We start from the raw sequence: 18366 nt of genomic DNA on the forward strand, positions 1-18366 counted from the left end.
CCGTGCCCCGCTGGGTCCTGCACCTCGACCTCGACTCGTTCTTCGCGTCGGCCGAGCAGCTGACCCGTCCGACGCTGCGCGGGCGCCCGGTGCTCGTCGGTGGTCTGGGCCCGCGCGGGATCGTGGCCGGCGCGAGCGGCGAGGCCAAGGAGTGCGGGGCGCGCTCGGCGATGCCGATGGGGCAGGCGCGGCGGCTGTGCCCGCACGCCGTGGCGCTGCCCCCGCGCACCGCGCTCTACCGGGTGCTCTCCGAGCGCTTCTTCGGTGTTGTCCGGGCCTGGGCGCCGGTGCTCGAGCAGATCGCCTACGACGAGACCTTCGCCGAGCCCGAGGCCCTCGCCGACGCGGGTGCCGACGACGTGCGCGCGTTCGCCGAGCGGCTGCGCGCCGAGGTCCGCGCCGTCACCGGGCTCGCGGTCTCGGTGGGCGCCGGATCGGGCAAGCAGGTCGCGAAGATCGGGTCGGGCCTCGCCAAGCCGGACGGGGTGCACGTCGTGGCCCAGGGCGGCGAGCGGGCGCTGCTGGACCCGCTGCCGGTGCGCGCGCTCTGGGGCATCGGCCCGGTCGCCGAGACGACGCTGCACCGCTCCGGCGTCGACACGGTGGCCAAGCTCGCCGCGCTCGACCTCGCCGACGTGACCTCGCTGCTCGGGACGGCCGTCGGGACGGGTCTGCACCGCCTCGCGCGCGGCATCGACGACCGGCCGCTGGTCGAGCGCGGCGAGGCCAAGCAGGTGAGCGCGGAGACGACGTTCGACGCCGATCTCTCCGACCTCGGCGCCGTGCGCACCGCCGTCGCCGAGCTGGCCGAGGGCGCCCACCGCCGCCTGCTCGCCTCGCACCGCGCGGCGCGCACCGTCAGCGTCAAGATCCGGAGCTCGTCGTTCGGGACGACGAGCCGCGCCGAGACCCACGCGGTCGCGACGACCGACCTGGCCACGCTCACCGACACCGCCCAGCGCCTCGCGGTCGCCGCGCTGCCCGACGCCGGCGTGCGCCTCGTCGGCGTCTCGTTCTCCGGGCTCACCACCGCCGTGCAGGAGGCGCTGTTCCCGGAGACCCCGACGACGCCCGCCCCCGCGCCGGAGGTGGCGCCCCTGCCGGAGCCCGAGCCGGAGCCCCGGCGCGAGTGGCGCACCGGCGACGACGTCGCCCATCCCGAGCACGGGCACGGTTGGGTGCAGGGCGCCGGCCACGGCCGTGTCACCGTGCGTTTCGAGACCGCGTCCTCGGGCCCGGGACGGGCGATCACCTACGCCGCCGACGACCCGGCCCTGACCCGCGCCGACCCGGCGGAGAGCCTGGGCTGACGCTCACACCTCCCGCGCCACCGCGGCCGCCACCAGCTGCCGCGCGATCGCCGACCCCGCCCGGGGGCCGCGGGCTCCGCCGCCACCGCGTGCGTCACCAGCGCGCCCTCGTGCACGACCAGCAGCTGCAGGGCCAGGTCGTCCGGGTCGGCGACCCCCGCCCGCCCGAGCTCACGGGCGAACAGCTCCCGCAGCCAGCGCTTCTCGTCGTCGATCACGGGACGCCCGGGGTGGTCGGGCCGGTCGAGCTCGGCGAAGGCGTTGACGAACGCGCACCCCCGGCTCCCGTCGTCGACCCAGCCCTCGAGCACGGCGAACGGGACCAGCGCCCGGCGCACGGGATCGGTCTCCGCCTCGACCGCGGCGGTGACCCGCGCGCGCCACCGCTCGTCCCGGGCCCGCAGGTACGCGGCCACCAGCTCGTCCTTCGAGCCGAAGCGGTCGTAGAGGGTGCGCTTGGTGACGCCGGACTCGGCCGCGATCGTGTCGACGCCGATCGCGTGGATGCCGTGGCGGTAGAAGAGCGCCGAGGCCACCTCGAGGATGCGCCGTGCCCCGGGGGTCAGGCGCGGCCCCTCGTCCGTCGTCGTCATGCGCGGCCTCCCGTTGTGGTCACCGACCTGTGAACCTACTCTGCGGTGAGAGTGGTTCACAGACCTGTGTAGGAGGATCGGTGGAGGACACCATGCTGGCCGCGGTGCTCACGGGCTTCGGCGGGCCGGAGGTGCTGGAGCTGCGCACGGTCCCGGTGCCCGTCCCGGGCGCGGGCGAGGTGCTCGTGCGGGTGAGCGCGGCGGCGCTCAACAACACCGACCTCTGGACCCGGCGCGGCGCCTACGGGCTCCCCGGCGACCCGGACGCCCTCGCGGGCTGGCGCGGCCCGGTGGACTTCCCGCGCATCCAGGGCGGCGACATCGCCGGCGAGATCGCGGCCGTGGGCGACGGCGTCGACCCCGGACGGATCGGCCGGCGGGTCGTCGTCGATCCCGCGTTCTACGACGGCCCCGGCCCGGACGCCGGCCCGATCGGCCTGCTCGGCAGCGAGGCCGACGGCGGCTTCGCGGGCTACGTCGTCGCGGCCGACGGGCGCGCCCACGACGTGACGGGCTCGCCGCTCTCGGACGAGCAGCTCGCGGCGCTCCCGGTCGCCTACGGCACGGCGGCGGGGATGCTCGCGCGCGGCCGGATCGGCGCGGGCGAGACGGTGTTCGTCACCGGGTCGTCGGGCGGGGTCGGTCTCGCGGCGGTCCAGCTCGCGTCGGCCCGGGGCGCGCGCGTCGTCGCGCTCACCGCGGCCGGGAAGGAGGACGCGGTCCGCGAGGCGGGTGCCGCGGCCGTCGTGCTCCGCGGGCCGGACCCGCACGCCGTCGCGGAGGCCGTGCACGAGGCCGCGGGCGGGGCGCTGGACGCCGTCGTCGACGTCGTCGGCGGGCCGCTGCTGCCGGCCCTGCTCGAGCACGTCCGCGACGGCGGGCGGTGGGTGGTGGCGGGCGCGCTGGGCGGCGCGTCGGTGGACCTCGACCTGCGCAGGCTCTACCTGCACAACGTGTCGCTCGTCGGCTCGTCGATGCACACGCCGACCCACTTCGCCGAGCTCCTCGACGACGCCGTCGCCGGGCGCGTCCGGCCCCGGATCGCGGCGTCGTACCCGCTGGCGTCGATCCACGCCGCGCAGGAGGAGTTCGGTCGCGGCGAGTACGTGGGGAAGATCGTCGTCACGCCGTGATCAACGGGGACTTCGTGCGCGTAGAAGCAGCGAACAGCGCGTTCGCTGCGTCATCAGGCGCGCGCGAAGGCCGCCCGCAGCTCGTCGACGAAGTCGCCGGGGACCTCGAGCGAGGCGAAGTGCCCGCCGGTGGGCAGCACGTTCCAGTGCCGGAGGTCGACGTAACGGGCCTCCACCCAGGCGCGCGGGTTCTTCACCATCTCGGCCGGGAACATCGAGACCGCGCTGGGCACGGTGACCGGCTTCGAGGTGTCGATGCCGCCGAAGCTCTCCCAATACAGGCGCGCCGACGACGCGCCGGACGCGGTGAGCCAGTAGATCGAGGCGTTGTCGAGCACGCGGTCGCGCGGCACGCCGCCGAAGCCGTCGCCGTCGGTCCAGGCCACGAACTTCTCGGCGATCCAGGCGAGCTGGCCCGCCGGCGAGTCGACGAGGCCGTAGCCGAGGGTCTGCGGCCGCGTGCGCTGCTGGGCCGAGTAGCCCGAGCCGACGCGGCGGAACGCGGCGGACTCGGCCAGCCAGCGCTGCTCGGTGTCCGAGAGGGTCGCGTCGTCGAACCCGTCCGGACGCGGGGCGAGCGGCATCGTCGTGTGCATCATCGCGACGCGGTCGGGGTGGCGGACGGCCAGCGCGGTGGTGACCATCGCGCCCCAGTCGCCGCCCTGGGCGAGGAAGCGCTCGTAGCCGAGGCGGGTCATGAGCTCGGCCCAGGCGTCGGCGATGCGGTCGACGCCCCAGCCGGGACCGGTCGGCTTGTCGCTGAACCCGAAGCCGGGCAGCGACGGCGCGATCACGTGGAAGGCGGGCAGCGCGTCGTCGCCGGGGTCGGTCAGGGCGTCGAGGACGTCCAGGACCTCGACGACCGAGCCGGGCCACCCGTGGGTGACGAGCAGTGGCTGTGCGTCACGTCGAGGTGACCGTACGTGCAGGAAGTGGAGACCGAGACCATCGATCGCGGTGCGGAACTGACCCCGCCGGTTGAGCTCGTCCTCGACGCGACGCCACTCGTGCTCCTCGAGCCAGGCGCGGCACAGCTCGGCGACCGCATCGAGGCCCAGCCCCTGGCCCACGTCGGTCGCGGGCTCGGGCAGGCGCACGCGGCGGAGGCGTTCGTGCAGGTCAGCGAGTTGCTCGGGCGGTACGTCGAGCACGAACGGGACGATCTCGACGGAGGGATCCCCGGCGGGTACGGGTGCGTGGGTGGCCACGGGTCGGCACGGTAGCCAGACGACGCCCCCCTCGCCGGACGGCGGCGTAGGGCACCTCCGAACGCGTGGTGCGGCGACACGCCGAAGGCTGGAGTTCGTGACCCGAACGAGCCAACTTCGCCCCGAGGTGTCACACCGGGCCTCATGGTGGCGATGCACGAGGTGGAGGTGATCAGCGTGATGAACGATCGGTCGGCGGCCCTGCTCGCCGCAGCAGTGGATCTGAACGAGTGTGACGGCTACGTGGTGCTGGTGTTCGATCCCGAGACGGGGGAGCTCGACGCCCACGGACCCTACGAAGGGGTCGAGGCCACCCTGCGCGCCGAGGAGATGCGGCGCGAGTTCGACAACGACGGCCTGCGCGACGTCGTCATCCGTCTCTCGCGCCTCCACCGGCCGCGCTGAGGGCCGTCCCGGTGCCGTGTCCCCCCACCGGCACCGGGATGGTCCTCAGATCGAGGGGTACTCCTGCCGCCGGCAGCGGAGAACGGCGATCATCGCCGTGCTCGGCCACGATCGGCGGGAGGACGCATGGCGCAGGGACCCACGGTCCGGGAGGCCTCGCTGGAGGTGCTCCGGGCGCACGGGATGACCACGATCTTCGGCAACCCCGGGTCCACCGAGCTCCCCATGCTCTCCGAGCTCCCCGACGACTTCCGGTACGTCCTCGGGCTGCAGGAGGCCGCGGTCGTCGGTATGGCGGACGGCTACGCCCAGGCCCGCGGGCGTCCGACCCTGGTCAACCTGCACACCGCGCCCGGCGTCGGCAACGCCGTCGGCGCCCTGGTCAACGCCTCCGCCAACGGCGCCCCACTGGTCGTCACGGCCGGGCAGCAGGTGCGGCCGATGATGAACCTCGAGGCCCTGCTCACGAACCCGGACGCGACGATGCTGCCGCGGCCCACGGTCAAGCTCTCCCTCGAGCCGGCCCGCCCGGCCGACGTCCCCGCCGTGCTGGCCCGCGCGATCCACGTCGCGACCAGCGCGCCGTGGGGACCGGTGTTCGTGTCGATCCCGATGGACGACTGGGACGCCGTGCTCGACCCGACCACCGAGGCGGCCGGCCTCGTCGCGGGCCGCCGGGTGCACCAGCGCGCGGCCCCGGACCCGGCCGGGCTCGACGTCCTCGTCGAGGCCCTCGACGCCGCCCGCGCGCCGGCGCTGGTGGTCGGCGGCGACGTCGATGCCGCCGGCGGCTTCCACGACGCCGTGGCGCTCGCCGAGCGGCTCGGCGCCGCGGTGTTCGCCCCGCCCGTCGAGGGACGCGTCGGCTTCCCCACCGACCACCCGCAGTTCCAGGGCCCGCTGCCGATGGCGATCGCGCCGGTGGCCGAGGCCCTCGAGCCCTTCGACGTCGTGCTCGTCGTCGGCGCGCCGGTGTTCCGCTACTACCCCTACGTGCCCGGCCCGTTCCTGCCCGAGGGCACCCGCCTGCTGCACGTCACCGCCGACCACGACCAGGCCGCCCGGGCCCCGATGGGCGACGCGGTCGTCGCCGACCCCGCCCTCACGGTGCGCGCGCTGCTCGACCGCGTCGGGACCCGTCCCGCCGACCGGGCGGCGCCGCCGTCCCGCCGGGGGCTCGACGCGCCGCGGCCCGACGGCGAGGGCCGGCTCTCGTCCGAGGAGCTCTTCACCGCCCTCGCCGAGGAGTGGCCCGACGGCGGTGTCCTGGTCAACGAGGCGCCCTCGCACCGGGCGACCCAGCAGGCGCGGCTGCCGATCACGCAGCCCGGCAGCTCGTACTTCACCACCTCGGGCGGGCTCGGCTTCGGCCTCCCGGCCGCGGTGGGGGTGGCGATCGCCGACCCGTCGCGTCCCGTCGTGGCCGTGCTCGGCGACGGCTCGCTGCAGTACGCGATCCAGTCGCTCGCCACCGCGGCGGCCCAGCAGGTGCCGGTGACGATCATCGTCCTGGACAACCGCGAGTACGCGATCCTCAAGTGGTTCGCCCAGCGCGAGCAGACCCCGAAGGTGCCCGGGCTCGACCTGCCCGCGATCGACCACCTCGCCCTGGCGCAGGGCTACGGCGTGCCGGCCGAGACCGTCGGGACGGTCGAGGAGTTCCGCGCCGCGGTGCGCCGGGGCGTCGCCGGTCCCGGTCCGCGCCTCGTCCATGTCCCGGTGCCGCCCGCGGGGGACTGAGCGGGCCGGGCTGAGCTCGTCCACTTGACCTCGACCGTCGTCGAGGTCGCACCGTGACGAGTCATGAGCATCACCGAGGACCGAGATCGACACGAGGTCCGTCGTGCCCCGGGCGTAGCGTCGCGCGGGCGCCCTCCGAACGGTCCGGGGCGCGGGGGAGGACCACGCGTGAGCACGGAGACCACGACGCGGCCGTCGGCCGACGAGCAGACACCGGACGCCGCGCCCGCGGTCGAGGTGCGCGATCTCGTCAAGCGCTACGGCCGCAGCACCACGCCCGCGGTCGACGGGCTGAGCTTCGCGGTGCGCCGCGGCGAGGTGTTCGGGCTGCTCGGCCCGAACGGCGCCGGCAAGACCACCACGGTCGGCGTCCTGACGACGCGGGTCACCAAGACCTCGGGGCTCGCCACCGTCGCCGGCATCGACGTCGCGGCGAACCCCGTCGGGGCGCGCGCCGTGCTCGGCGTCGTGCCGCAGCGCCCGAACCTCGACCGCTCGCTCGACGCCCGGGGCAACCTCGTCTGGCACGCCGCCTACCACGGTGTCCCGCGGGCGCAGCGCGGTCGGCTGGCCGACGAGCTGCTCGAACGGATGGGGCTCGCGGAGAAGGCGAAGACCAACCCGGACGAGCTCTCCGGGGGCCAGGCCCAGCGCCTGATCATCGCGCGCGGCCTGATGCACGACCCGCAGGTGCTCTTCCTCGACGAGCCGTCGACGGGGCTCGACCCGCAGGCCCGCCTGTTCGTGCACGACCGCGTCACCGAGCTCGCGGCGTCCGGCGTCACGGTGGTGCTCACGACGCACGACATGGACGAGGCGGCCAAGCTCGCCGACCGCGTCGGCATCGTCGACCACGGCAAGCTCCTCGCGCTGGACACGCCGTCCGCGCTCGTGGCGGCCCTGCCCGGCGAGGCCACCATCGATCTCACGATCACCGGTGCCGACGTGGACGTGCTCGTGGGGCGGCTGGGCGAGCTCCGCGGTGTGTCGAGCGTCGAGGACCTGACCGGCGAGGCCGCGTCGGCGACGCACCTGCGGGTGGGCTGCGACGGCGAGGCCGGCGCCGCGCTCCCGCCGGTGCTCGCCGCGGTGGCCGACGCCGAGGCCGTCGTCTCGCAGGTCGAGCTCGGCGAGCCCACGCTCGAGGACGTCTTCATCGACCTGACGGGCAGGGGGCTGCGGTGAGCGCCCCGGTGAAGGTCGGGCCCGGCCAGGGCCGCGCGTTCCTCGGTGTCCTGGGCCGCGACCTCGCGGTCACCGGCAAGGAGTTCGGCAGCTTCATCAGCCAGGTGCTGATGCAGCCGTTCTTCCTGCTGTTCGTGTTCGGCGTGGTGCTCGGCCAGCTCGGCTACGTCACCCCCGGCTACGCCCAGCTGCTGCTGCCCGGGCTCCTGGCCCTCAACGCGTTCTTCGTGGCCGTGCAGGCCACGGCGATCCCCCTGGTGATCGACTTCTCGTACACCAAGGAGATCGAGGACCGCCTGCTCGCGCCGCTGTCCACGCGCCTCGTCGCGGTCGAGAAGATCGTGTTCGGGGCCTCGCGCGGCCTCTTCGGCTCGCTCGTGATGATCCCCGTCGGTTACATCGTGCTCGACGAGGTCAACTGGGTGCTCGCGGGCCTGCCGTTCGCGGCGGTGCTGCTCGTGCTCGGCTCGCTGGCGGGCGGGGCCGCGGGGCTGGTCCTCGGCACGCTGGTGTCGCCCAGGAAGATCAACGTGGTGTTCGCCCTGGTGATCACCCCGCTGCTGTTCACCGGGTCGACGCAGTTCCCGTTCCTGCAGCTCGAGAACCTGCGCTGGTTCCAGGTGATCTGTGCGCTCAACCCGATCACCTACGTCTCCGAGGGTCTGCGCGGCGCACTGACGCCCGCGGTGCCGCACCTGCCGGGCTGGCTCTGCCTGCTGGCGCTCGTGGCCTCGTGCCTGCTCTTCGGGGCGATCGGCATCCAGGGGTTCGTCCGCCGCGCGCTCGACTGATGACCGGGGAGCTGGACGCCCTGCGCGGGCGGCTCGCGGCGGTGATGGCCGCTCGCGGGTTCGCGGCGCAGGCCGCGGCCCTCGGGCGGCTCGCGGCGCGGTCCGAGGGCCCGGACACCGCACTCCCGGTGCTCGCGCATCTCGACGACGCCGTGGCGCGGGCGGGCGAGGAGGTCGACGCCGAGCTCGCCGGGGTCCTCGGCCCGCTCGCGGCGGCGGCGCGGTGGCAGCAGACCGCGGCCTACGTCGCGAACCCGCCCGACGCGTCGTTCCTCGACCTCTACGCGCACGCCACGCTCGCGGACGCGCAGGACGTCGCGCTGGGCCTGGTCCTGCTGGGACCGAGCGTGCGGTACCCGCCGCACCACCACCCCGCCGAGGAGTTCTACCTGCCCGCGGGCGCGATCCGGTGGGTGCACGCGGCCGCCGCCGAGCCCGCCCCCGAGCCGGCCGGCGTCCTGGTCCACCACGCGTCCTGGCAGCCCCACGGGATGTGGACCGGCGACCGCGCCGTCCTGCTCGCCTACGTCTGGATCGGTGAGGTGGGAACGTCTGCGGAGTTCTGCTGAGGACCTTGATTGTCGGGCGGGGTGCTCCGGGTAGGCCCTGAGCCATGCGACACCAGGAGTTCCTCGCCGGCGTCGCCACCCGAGGTGGCTTCGCCGAGACCGATGACGCGCGCCGGGCCGCCGACGCCGTGCTGGCCACGCTGGCCGAGCACCTGCCCGGGGACGACCGCACCGCCCTCGTGGAGGCGTTGCCCAACCTGCTCGAGGTCGAGTCCGACGTCGACCGGGCGAACGGTGGCGGCGGCACGCCGACCGAGGCCGGCCTCGTCGACGAGGTCGCCCGCCGCAGCGGCTGGGCCCCCGAGCGCGCCCGCTACGCGCTGACCGCGGTGATCGGCCAGCTGGGTGCCGAGGACGCCGACCTCGGCGAGCGGATCGGCCGCGTCGTGCCCGCGGACCTGCGGGGCGTCGGGCCGACGCTCCCGCCCGACGCGGCGTCCGAGGGCGCCCAGGGTCGCCCCCAGCCGGTGGACGCCGACGAGCTCGACCGCGAGCTGCAGCGCCTGCCCGAGTGGTCGGGTGACGTGAGCGGCATCGAACGGACCGTCGAGCTGCCGCCCGAGCGCCTCGACCTCGTGCTCGAGCGCCTGCGGCGCGCCGAGAGCGAGCTCGGGGCCCGGCTGCGGATCGTCGACCGCACGCCCACCTCGCTGACCGTGCGCGCCCGCACCGAGAGCATGCAGGTGGTCGCCGAGATCGACCTCGAGCTCGCCGCCCGGTTCGACGAGATCGTCGGCGCGATCGGCGCAGGCGGCTGATGCTCCGCACGTGAGTGATGCCGCAGGCCCCTCAGACCACCGAGAAACCCGGCGGGAGCGAGCCGCGGCCGGTGAGGGCGTGCAGGAGCACCGGGGCGTGGCCCAGGCGCACGCCGGTGCGGGCGAGCACGGTGACCACCTGGGTCGTCGTGTGCGCGCTGAACGCGACGTCGAGCCCGGTCGCCGTCGCGATGTCGTACCCGTGCACGACGAGCTCGATCGTGCGGGTCGGCACGTAGGACGCGACGCGCATCCCGCCGGCGATCGTCGCGATGAGCGCGTCCGGGTCGGCGGCGCGGGTGGCCGCGACGGCGCGCTCGGCGAGCGTCGCGAACGCCGCGGCCGGGTCGTTGCCGAGCGCCCCGCCCGCGTCCCGCCCGCGCTGCGCGACGGCGGACGGGTCGATCCCCTCGCCGGTCATCGACGGCATCAGGGCGTAGTAGCCCTCGGGCGAGTCGATGTCCTCGGTGTCGGCGGGCCGCTCCAGGTAGGTCAGCACGGTGACGAACGCCCGACTGGTGTGCCCCACCAGCGAGCGCAGGTCCCACTCACCCAGCGCCGGCGCGTCCCAGGCGTCCGGCGGCACCCGCCCGACCAGCTCCGTGACCACCTGCGCCGCCTCGGCGTACCCCTCCAGCATGTGAGCGATTTTCCCGGCTATAGCCGGGAAAATCACTCACGGGTGGTCAGGCGATGAGCTTCGCGGCGATCTCCGCGAGGCGGGTGCCCTGGATGCGGGCGGCCTGGAGGGCGGCGTCGTCGGGCGCGGCGGACTTCCGCGACACCCAGGACGCGCCGTACGGGTTGCCCGACGACATCAGCGACGCGTCGGCGGCGTAGCCGAGCGGCATGACCAGCGCGCCCCAGTGGTAGAGCACGTTGTTCATCGACAGGATCGTCGCCTCGAGCCCGCCGTGGCCCGTCGAGGCGCTGGTGAACGAGGTGCCGACCAGGCCGGCGAGCTTCCCCTGCGCCCACAGCCCGCCCGTGGTGTCGAGGAACGCCTTGAGCTGCTCGGCGCTGTTGCCGAAGCGGGTCGGGCTGCCCATCGCGAGGCCGTCGGCCCACTCCAGGTCGTCCAGCGACGCGACGGTGTCGTAGGGGTTGTTCTCGACCCAGGCCTTCCACCGCCGGTTGGCCTCGATGGCCTCGGCCGGGGCGCGCTCCGCGACGGGCCGGACGCGGGTCTCGGCGCCGGCGTCCCGGGCTCCCTGCGCGAGCGACTCGGCGAGCGCGGCGACGTTGCCGGTCGCGGAGTAGAAGACGACGACGATGCGCGGCGCCCTGGTGGTCGAGGCGGTCACGGGGCCCTCCCGGGTCGGTGGTCGGACCCCGATCATCACCCGGACGTCCGCACCCCCTGGCCCGGGGGTCACCCGCTCGGCTCCCACGAGCGTCGGAGACGGAGCAGGATGGGCGGGGTGACGACGCGGGAGGCCGGCGGGATACGGACCGGTGCGCCCACGCGCGGCCGGGACGCGGCCGGGCCCCGCGGGCTCGTCGCGCTCTACCGACGCCTGTCCGGGCTCGTCGCCGCCCCGTCGGCCGACGCCCAGGCCGTCGCCGCGGTGATGGCGGGCGAGCTCGGGGTGCTCGCGGCCGTGGTCGGTCCGCAGCGCGAGGTGCTCGCCGCCGCCGCGCCCGGCATGGGCGTCGCGGAGGCCTCGGCCCTCGTGCGCGCCGACGCCCGCACGGCGGCGTGGCCCCGCACCCTCGAGGTGGCCGCGGCGGCCGGGCGGGCCCTGCGCGTGCCCGGGCCCTGGCTGCGCGGCCAGGTCGTCGCCCCGGTGCTGCTCGGCCGCGAGGTGCCGGCGTTCGTGTTCGCCGAGGAGGACACCGCCACCCGCGATCGCCCCGAGGCGCTGGCCGGCGACGACGTCCTGCTGCTGGTGGCCGAGCACGCCGCGACGGTCGTCGGGGTGCTCCACGGCCGCGACCGCGTGCTGGCCACCGCCGCCGGCCAGGTGCGCGGCGACCTGGTGTCCGGGCTGCTGCTCGACCGCGCCCGCGACGCCGACCAGGCCGCCCAGTGGGCCGAGCACGTCGGCTACGACCACGGCGTCGCCCACCGCGTCGTCGTCGTGTCCCCGGACGACGAGGACGCCTACGGCGCCGGGCCCGCGAGCCTGCTCGGCGAGGCCGAGGAGCACCTGCTCGCCGCCGCCCCGGCCGCGCTGACGGTCGTGCGCGACACCGAGACCGTCGCCGTCGTCCCCGAGACCGCCGACCCCGTGGCCGTCGGCGCCACGTGCGCCCGCCGGCTGGCCCGCGGCCGCGTGCCCGACCCCGACGCCCGCTGGCCGGTGACCGTCGCCGTCGGCGGCCCCGTCTCCGAGCCCGCCGACATCGCCGCCTCCTACGACCAGGCGCGTCGGACCCTGCTGGCCTCCCGCCGGCTCGGCCGCGCGGGGCGGGTGCTGCGCTTCGACGAGCTCGGGGTGCACCGGCTCCTGCTGCAGATCCCGGACCCCGACGCCGCGCGCGCCTTCGCCCGCGAGGTGCTGGGACGGCTCGCGACCGACCGGTCCGAGCGCACCGTCGAGCTCCTGCGCACCCTGGCCCGCTACTTCCGCGAGGACGGCAGCCCGCAGCGGGTGGCGCGGGCGCTGAACGTCCACCCCAACACCGTCGGCTACCGCCTGCGGCGCGCCGAGGAGCTCAGCGGCCTGGACCTCGACTCCTACCGCGACCGCCTCGCCGCCCAGGTGGCGCTCGAGATCCTGGGGGAGATGGAGGCGTGAGCGAGTCCTTCGCCACCGAGTCCTTCACCGCAGCGCTCGCCCGCCGCGTCCTGCTCTGCGACGGCGCGATGGGCACGCTCGCCCGGGCCAGCGGCGTGCGGGTCGAGGGGCCCGGCGCCGAGCTGTGCGTCGTCGCCCCGGAGCTGGTGACGGCGCTGCACGAGCGCTACCTCGCCGCCGGCGCGGACGTCCTCCAGACCCACACCTTCGGCGCCTCACGCCCGCGCCTGGAACGCCACGGGCTCGCCCGGCGGACCCGCGAGGTCAACCTCGCCGGCGCGCGCCTGGCCGCCGCCGCGCGCGACGGTGCCGGGCGGCCGGCCTGGGTGGCCGGCTCGGTCTCCCCGGTGACCCAGCCGGGACGGGGCAGCGCCGTCGACGCGCCCGCGGCGGCCGCGGCGATCCGCGAACAGGTCGAGGCGCTGGTCGAGGGCGGGGTCGACCTCGTCGTGCTCGAGACGTTCAGCCGCGCCGACGAGCTGCTCGCCGCGGTGCGCGCCGTCCGTGAGGTGACCGACCTGCCCGTCGTCGCGGAGGCGACGTTCGTCGACGAGGACGGCAGCCCGCTCACCACCGCCGGGGAGTCACCGGCCGACGTCGTCGCCCGCCTCGCCGACGCGGGCACGGTGGCGATCGGCAGCAACTGCACCCTCGGTCCGCAGGGCCTGCTCGACGTGGTGCGGCGGATGGGGCCGACGAACGGGCTCGCGCTCGCCGCGCAGCCCAACGCGGGCCTTCCGCACGTCGTCGCCGACCGCAGCGTGCGCTTCGCGGGCGACGCGGAGCACTTCGCGCGCTACGTGCTGCGCTACGTCGAGGCCGGCGCGCGCTTCGTCGGCGGGTGCTGCGGCACGACCCCGGAGCACACCGCGGCGGCCGCGACGGCGCTGACGACGCACGACGCCTGGGCGCCGTCGTCCGCGCCCGTCGCGGACCCGGCCCCCGAGAGCGGGCCGATCCGGATCGTCGAGGGCCACCGCGCGGCGCCCGAGGCCGAGCCCGACGACCCCGGTCCCGGCAGCGGGCCCGACGCCCGCGGCGCCGTCGACCGCTGGCTGCGCCACCGCGGGGCGGGCGAGTTCCTCGTCGCCGCGGAGGTCGCCGGGGCGGGCGGGCCCGCCGAGCACCTCGCCCGTGCTCGGCGCGCGGTGGCCGGCGGCGCCTCGGTGCTGTGGGTCAGCAGGCCCCGCGCCCGCCGCGCGACCACCAGCAGCGCCGCGCTCGCCGTGCACCTCCACGACCGCGTCGACGTCGACACCGCCCTGACGGTGACGAGCTGGCAGACGGGCCTGCTCGCCCTGCAGGCCGACCTGCTCGGGCTGCACGCCCTGGGGCTGCGCACGCTGGTCTGCGAGACGGGCAACCCGCCGGTGCACGCCGAGCAGGCCGTCCGCGACGGGGTGTGGGAGGTCGACGGGGCCGAGCTTCTCCGCACGGCCGCCGGCCTCAACCGCGGCGTCGACATCGACGGGGTGCAGCTGGGCACGGCGACGGCGTTCCGTCTCGGCGCGCGCTTCACCCCGGGTTCGGACGACCTCGAGCACGAGGCCGCGCGGGCGATCGCCAAGGTCGAGGCGGGGGCGGAGTTCCTCGTCTCGCGCCCGGTGTTCGACCTCGACGGGCTCCGGCGGATCGTCGACGCGCTCGCGGACGCGGGCTGCCGCGTCCCGGTGCTCGCATCGGTGGGGGCGCTGACCGGCTACGCGCAGGCCGAGCACATGCGCCACGAGGTGCCCGACGTCGTCGTCCCGGACGCCGTCATGGACACGATGCGCCGCGCGGGCGACGGCCCGGAGGCCGCGCGGACGGGGCTGTCGCTGGCCGCGGACCTCGTGGGTGCGGCCGCCGACGTGGTCGAGGGCGTCGTCGTGCGGTGGTCCGGGCCGGCCTGGCCCGGGCTCGACCCGGCGACGGCGGTGGCGCGGCTGCACGCCGCCGCCGGCGCCTAGCCGTCAGACCGCGACTCGTCAGACCGCGACTCGTCAGACCGCGACGGGGGCCCGCCGCACGACCGGCGCCGGCTGCGGGGTGCCGCGCAGGTGCGCGATGGTCGCGCGCAGGTAGGCGACCTCACGCGTCAGCGAGGCGACGGTCTCGCCGTCGTAGTCGTAGGACATCTCGCGTGGCATGACCACGACTCCGCAGCAGGGGCACGTCGTCGGGGCGTTCATCCTCGTCACCTCGGTGCTCACGTTCCGGTGGGTCACGGGTCCTGTCGGCCCCGGCACCCTCCAGTGTTCGCGTCCGCCGACGGCCGGGCACTGTGTCCGCCCACAGAGATCACGGTGATGGCGTTGTGTCCCGGCACAGCGTGCGCCGGACACTGCGCCGGATGCCGCGTCAGGCTCCCTCGACCAGTCGAGCGCGCCACGCGTCCAGGTCCGCGTCGGAGACACCGGCCGCCCGGAACGGCGCGCGGGCGTCGTCGTCGAGCTGGTCCAGCACCCCCTCGAGGTGCGCGGGGTCCACGCCGACGCGCTCCGGGTCGGCGCCCGGCGCGGCGGAGCCCTGGAGGACCAGGCGGTCCCTCAGGGCGACCCGGTGGTCGTTGGTGGCGGCGAAGTCCGCGGCCACGACATCGCGCGGGACGCCGGCGGCGCGCAGCAGCAGCGCCACCGCGACGCCGGTGCGGTCCTTGCCCGCCGCGCAGTGCACGAGCAGCGGCCCCGGCCCGTGGGCGGCCACGTCGACCAGCGCGGGCAGCCACGCCTCGCCGATGCCCAGCAGGAGCATGTACAGCTCGTCGAGACCCCGGCGCTGGCGGGTCTCCGGCGGCGCGTCCCGCATGAGCACCTCGGGGGCGAGGGCCTGGATCAGCGGCAGCGGGGTCAGCTCGCTGCCGAGGGCCACCAGCGGGTGCGGGCGCCCGTCGAGCTCCTCGGGGTTGCGCAGGTCGATCACGCTGCCGGGCGGCCAGGCGAGCCCGCCGGGCCCGTGCGTCGTGGCGTCGTCGGCCAGCGGGGCGTCGGAGCGCCACAGCACCCCGGGTCGCGTGCGCAGGCCGTCGACGGTCGGCATCTCGCCCACGTCGCGGAGGTTGGCGAGGTGGCGGAGGTCCGGGAGGTCTCCGGTGTCGGGGACGGTCAGGTCCGTGCGCGAGGCGGGCACCGGTGTACTCCTTCGTCGGGACCTCCATGGTCCCGTGTCCGACCGCCGAGCCCGGCCCGTGGTGCGCGACCTCACCTCCCGGGTGCCAGGGTGATCCCGTGGAGGGTGACGAGACGCTCGTGCTGCGGGCGCCCTGCCCGTCCGACGAACCGGTGGCGCGCGAGGCCCAGGCCGCGCTCGCCGCGGACGGGTTCGACTTCGGTCTGCGCCCGGACACCGAGCCCTGGCTGGCCTACCTGGACCGCCTCCAGCGCGAGCATCGCGGCGAGGACCTCCCGCCGGGCCGGGTGGCGTCGACGTATCTCTACGGCGAGGTCGGCGGACGGGTCGTCGGGCGCACGTCGATCCGGCACACGCTCACCGACACGCTGCGCGCCGAGGGCGGGCACATCGGGTACGCGGTGCTGCCCGCCGAGCGCCGCCGCGGCTACGCGACGGCGATCCTGCGCCGCAGCCTCGAGGTCGCCCGCGACCTCGGGATCGGCCGGGTCCTCGTCACCTGCCGCGCGGACAACGCCGGCTCGCTGGCCGTGATCGCGCGCTGCGGCGGCCGGCTCGACCCGGAGTGGCCGGTCAACCCCTGCGGCCCCGGCGGCGTGCCCCTGCGGCGGTTCTGGATCGACTGATCGGCTCGATCTGGTGAGCTCGGACGGAACAGCGGCGCTGGGCTGCTGGGCTGCTGGGCTGCTGGGCTGCTGTGACGCCAGACCGTGTCCTGAGGACACGGTTCGCGCCGAACCCCCTCGACGGCCGCGGCACTCTGATGCCGTGGGGTGGACGGCGACGAGCGACGTCGAGGAGTTCTGGCACGCCACACGGCACTACCTGCGGACGCATCGGGTGCCATCGACGGTGGTCCTCTCGATCGTCGACACCCTGCGGACCAGCGGCCCGGGCGGATACTCCGGCCCGCCCGAGCTGGCCTGGTGCGACGAAGGCGAGGGCGTCTCGGCCGTGATCGTCCGGACCCCGCCCCACCGGCCCGTGGTCTCGGCGATGACGACGGCCGCCGCGGCCCGGTGGGCGGCAGACCGGCCGGCACCGGACCGGCTGCTCGGCCCCCCGGAGGCCGTCGCCGCCCTCGCGTCGGCGTGGGGCGTGTCCACCGAGGTGCTCGTCCCGGAGCGCCTGCACCGCCTGGACGTGCTGCGTGCGCCGGCCGATCCGTCGCCCACCCGGCTCGCCGGCGACGCCGACCGGGACCTGCTGTGGGCCTGGCTGGAGGAGTTCCATCACGAGGCGACACCGGACGACCCGCTGCCTCCCCGCGGCCCGGTCGACGCCGCGGTCGACGAGTCCCGGGTGGTCGTCGCGGTCACCGGCGGCGAGCCGGTGGCCTACGCGTCGGCGTCGCCGATCGTGCTCGGGACCGCTCGGATCGGCCCGGTCTACACCCGGCCGGCGCACCGGCGCCGGGGTCACGGCGCGGCGGTGACGGCTGCGCTCGCCGCGCTCCTCGCGGACCGCGGCGCCGAGGAGATCGTGCTGTTCACCGACCTCGGCAACCCCACGAGCAACGCGCTCTACGCGCGCCTCGGGTTCGTCGGGGTGGTCGACGTCGTCGACGCGGCCCTCGTCCCGGTGGCGCGGAAGAACGTGTAGCTGAAGGTCCCGCCGGGCTCGGTGGTGCGCAGGAGGTCACGCACGCCGGCGTCGAAGCGCTCGGGCGTGATCAGCCCCGCGGCCAGGGCCGGTTCGCGCACCCCGGCGACCATGGGGGTGAAGGTCCGGCGCACGAGGCTGTCGGCCAGGTCGGGGCGCCCGGCGTGGGCGTGGGCGGTGCGCGGCACCACGGCGACGTCGTCGAACCCGGCGGACGCGAGCAGCGGGTGGAGCCGCCGGCCGATCCCGGCGTCACCCCCGGCCTGGCGCTGGAGCACCTCCTGACACGCGATGACGGCGCGGGCGTCGTCCGAGTCGGGGTGGAACGAGGTGGCGCCGTGGTCGCCCTCGACCACGGTGATCGTCCCGCCGGGCCGCAGCACGTGCCGCAACGCGGCGAGGGCCTCCTGCGGGCGGGGGAGGTGCTCGAGCAGGAAGAACACGACGACGTGGTCGACGGAACCCGGCGGCACCGGCGGGTCGTGGACGTCGCCGGCACGCACGTCGACCCGGTCGGCGAGACCGGCGGCCTCGACGCGGGCGCGGGCGGCGGCCACCTGCGTCTCGGTGAGGTCGATCGAGGTGAAGCGGGCGCCGGGGCTGCGCGCGGCGAGCACGACGGTCTGCGCGCCGACCCCGCAGCCGGGCTCGAGGACGTGGGCACCGTCGGGGAACGTCACGCCGTCGTGCAGGAGGTCGGCGAGGGTGGCGGCCTGGTCGCGCAGCCGCGTCGCCTCGGTCTCGTGGTAGCCGTGGACGTAGGACCCGATCATGGTCATCTCCCGGAGCACGGTGGACAGGACGTCGTCGCCGGTGTCCGCGAGGACCTCGGCGAGGCGGTCGCGCACCGTGCGGCGCCGGCGCAGGTCGGCGTCCACCTGCGCGAGGTGGGCGCGCAGCGTCGCCGCCGGATCGGGATCGGTGCCGTCGAGCAGCGCGGCGACCCGGTCGAGTCGCAGGCCCAGAGCGCGCAGGGTGATCGCCCGGTGCAGGCGCACGACGTCGTCGGCGCCGTAGAGGCGATGGCCCGCGGGGGTGCGCGACGGCGAGACGACGCCCCGCTCGTCCCAGTGGCGCAGCACCCGCACCGACAGCCGGTGGCCTCGGCCAGCTCGCCGACCGTCCGCCCGCGCGTCATGGGAGGAACGCTAGGACCTCACACCGTGAGAGGAGCAAGCGTCCACCTGTGGTTGACGACAGCCGAATCGTCAACCTACGGTGGA

General features: G+C 75.9%; 19 protein-coding genes. 12 read left to right on the plus strand and 7 right to left on the minus strand.

What is annotated here, in order from left to right; genetic code table 11:
* Window positions 1–2 precede the first annotated feature (2 nt).
* Complete coding sequence (locus ACQPYN_RS03710; RefSeq protein ID WP_433033602.1) at window positions 3–1310, plus strand: DNA polymerase IV; 1308 nt, start codon at window positions 3–5, stop codon at window positions 1308–1310.
* On the opposite strand, the gene ACQPYN_RS03715 is transcribed toward ACQPYN_RS03710, so the two are convergent.
* Window positions 1253–1903, minus strand: coding sequence for a TetR family transcriptional regulator (locus tag ACQPYN_RS03715; protein WP_433033605.1), 651 nt, complete (start codon window positions 1901–1903; stop codon window positions 1253–1255). The genes ACQPYN_RS03710 and ACQPYN_RS03715 overlap by 58 nt on opposite strands.
* Before the next feature lie 80 nt (window positions 1904–1983).
* On the opposite strand from ACQPYN_RS03715, the gene ACQPYN_RS03720 reads away from it, so the two are divergent.
* Entirely contained in the window at window positions 1984–3036 is a 1053-nt protein-coding gene (locus ACQPYN_RS03720; RefSeq protein ID WP_433033607.1) for a zinc-binding dehydrogenase, read from the plus strand.
* A 53-nt stretch (window positions 3037–3089) separates the two neighbouring features.
* Here the strand turns inward: ACQPYN_RS03720 and ACQPYN_RS03725 are convergent, their stop codons facing one another.
* A complete protein-coding gene (locus ACQPYN_RS03725) occupies window positions 3090–4244 on the minus strand; it encodes an epoxide hydrolase family protein (RefSeq protein WP_433033610.1) in 1155 nt (384 codons plus the stop codon).
* Window positions 4245–4388: 144 nt separating this feature from the next.
* Between ACQPYN_RS03725 and ACQPYN_RS03730 the strand changes: the two genes are divergently transcribed.
* From ACQPYN_RS03730 to ACQPYN_RS03755, 6 genes are all read left to right on the plus strand, one after another.
* Window positions 4389–4649 (plus strand): hypothetical protein, encoded by a 261-nt coding sequence (locus ACQPYN_RS03730; protein WP_433033613.1) that lies wholly within the window; start codon window positions 4389–4391, stop codon window positions 4647–4649.
* A gap of 126 nt (window positions 4650–4775) precedes the next feature.
* Entirely contained in the window at window positions 4776–6389 is a 1614-nt protein-coding gene (mdlC, locus tag ACQPYN_RS03735) for a benzoylformate decarboxylase (RefSeq protein WP_433033615.1), read from the plus strand.
* Window positions 6390–6557: 168 nt separating this feature from the next.
* Window positions 6558–7574 (plus strand): ABC transporter ATP-binding protein, encoded by a 1017-nt coding sequence (locus ACQPYN_RS03740; RefSeq protein WP_433033618.1) that lies wholly within the window; start codon window positions 6558–6560, stop codon window positions 7572–7574.
* Complete coding sequence (locus ACQPYN_RS03745) at window positions 7571–8365, plus strand: ABC transporter permease (protein ID WP_433033621.1); 795 nt, start codon at window positions 7571–7573, stop codon at window positions 8363–8365. The genes ACQPYN_RS03740 and ACQPYN_RS03745 overlap by 4 nt, the downstream gene beginning before the upstream one ends.
* Entirely contained in the window at window positions 8365–8934 is a 570-nt protein-coding gene (locus tag ACQPYN_RS03750) for a dimethylsulfonioproprionate lyase family protein (protein ID WP_433033624.1), read from the plus strand. Before ACQPYN_RS03745 ends, ACQPYN_RS03750 begins: the two co-directional genes overlap by 1 nt.
* Before the next feature lie 44 nt (window positions 8935–8978).
* A complete protein-coding gene (locus ACQPYN_RS03755; RefSeq protein ID WP_433033627.1) occupies window positions 8979–9692 on the plus strand; it encodes a DUF2267 domain-containing protein in 714 nt (237 codons plus the stop codon).
* 31 nt (window positions 9693–9723) lie between these two features.
* Here ACQPYN_RS03755 and ACQPYN_RS03760 read toward each other — a convergent pair whose 3' ends face one another.
* Window positions 9724–10332 (minus strand): maleylpyruvate isomerase N-terminal domain-containing protein, encoded by a 609-nt coding sequence (locus ACQPYN_RS03760; RefSeq protein ID WP_433033630.1) that lies wholly within the window; start codon window positions 10330–10332, stop codon window positions 9724–9726.
* A gap of 46 nt (window positions 10333–10378) precedes the next feature.
* Entirely contained in the window at window positions 10379–10996 is a 618-nt protein-coding gene (gene wrbA / locus ACQPYN_RS03765) for an NAD(P)H:quinone oxidoreductase (protein WP_433033633.1), read from the minus strand.
* 117 nt (window positions 10997–11113) lie between these two features.
* On the opposite strand from wrbA, the gene ACQPYN_RS03770 reads away from it, so the two are divergent.
* Together ACQPYN_RS03770 and ACQPYN_RS03775 are read left to right on the plus strand one after the other, a co-directional pair.
* Window positions 11114–12433, plus strand: coding sequence for a PucR family transcriptional regulator (locus tag ACQPYN_RS03770; RefSeq protein WP_433033636.1), 1320 nt, complete (start codon window positions 11114–11116; stop codon window positions 12431–12433).
* On the plus strand, window positions 12430–14382 hold the full coding sequence (locus tag ACQPYN_RS03775) for a homocysteine S-methyltransferase family protein (RefSeq protein ID WP_433033639.1): 1953 nt from the start codon (window positions 12430–12432) through the stop codon (window positions 14380–14382). Before ACQPYN_RS03770 ends, ACQPYN_RS03775 begins: the two co-directional genes overlap by 4 nt.
* A 33-nt stretch (window positions 14383–14415) precedes the next feature.
* On the opposite strand, the gene ACQPYN_RS03780 is transcribed toward ACQPYN_RS03775, so the two are convergent.
* Window positions 14416–14562: a hypothetical protein gene (locus ACQPYN_RS03780; RefSeq protein ID WP_433033642.1), complete on the minus strand. Its 147-nt coding sequence runs from the start codon at window positions 14560–14562 to the stop codon at window positions 14416–14418.
* A 211-nt stretch (window positions 14563–14773) separates the two neighbouring features.
* On the minus strand, window positions 14774–15541 hold the full coding sequence (locus ACQPYN_RS03785) for a tyrosine-protein phosphatase (RefSeq protein ID WP_433033645.1): 768 nt from the start codon (window positions 15539–15541) through the stop codon (window positions 14774–14776).
* A gap of 98 nt (window positions 15542–15639) precedes the next feature.
* On the opposite strand from ACQPYN_RS03785, the gene ACQPYN_RS03790 reads away from it, so the two are divergent.
* Both ACQPYN_RS03790 and ACQPYN_RS03795 read left to right on the plus strand, forming a co-directional pair.
* The gene (locus tag ACQPYN_RS03790; RefSeq protein ID WP_433033648.1) at window positions 15640–16167 is read left to right on the plus strand and encodes a GNAT family N-acetyltransferase; all 528 of its coding nucleotides are present in this window, start codon (window positions 15640–15642) and stop codon (window positions 16165–16167) included.
* A gap of 142 nt (window positions 16168–16309) precedes the next feature.
* Window positions 16310–17143, plus strand: coding sequence for a GNAT family N-acetyltransferase (locus tag ACQPYN_RS03795; protein ID WP_433033651.1), 834 nt, complete (start codon window positions 16310–16312; stop codon window positions 17141–17143).
* Here the strand turns inward: ACQPYN_RS03795 and ACQPYN_RS03800 are convergent.
* Window positions 17065–18231 (minus strand): methyltransferase domain-containing protein, encoded by a 1167-nt coding sequence (locus tag ACQPYN_RS03800; protein ID WP_433033654.1) that lies wholly within the window; start codon window positions 18229–18231, stop codon window positions 17065–17067. The genes ACQPYN_RS03795 and ACQPYN_RS03800 overlap by 79 nt on opposite strands.
* Window positions 18232–18366 lie beyond the last annotated feature (135 nt).

Source organism: Actinomycetospora sp. CA-053990, assembly GCF_050948445.1.
In the GTDB taxonomy this organism is placed as follows: domain Bacteria; phylum Actinomycetota; class Actinomycetes; order Mycobacteriales; family Pseudonocardiaceae; genus Actinomycetospora; species Actinomycetospora callitridis.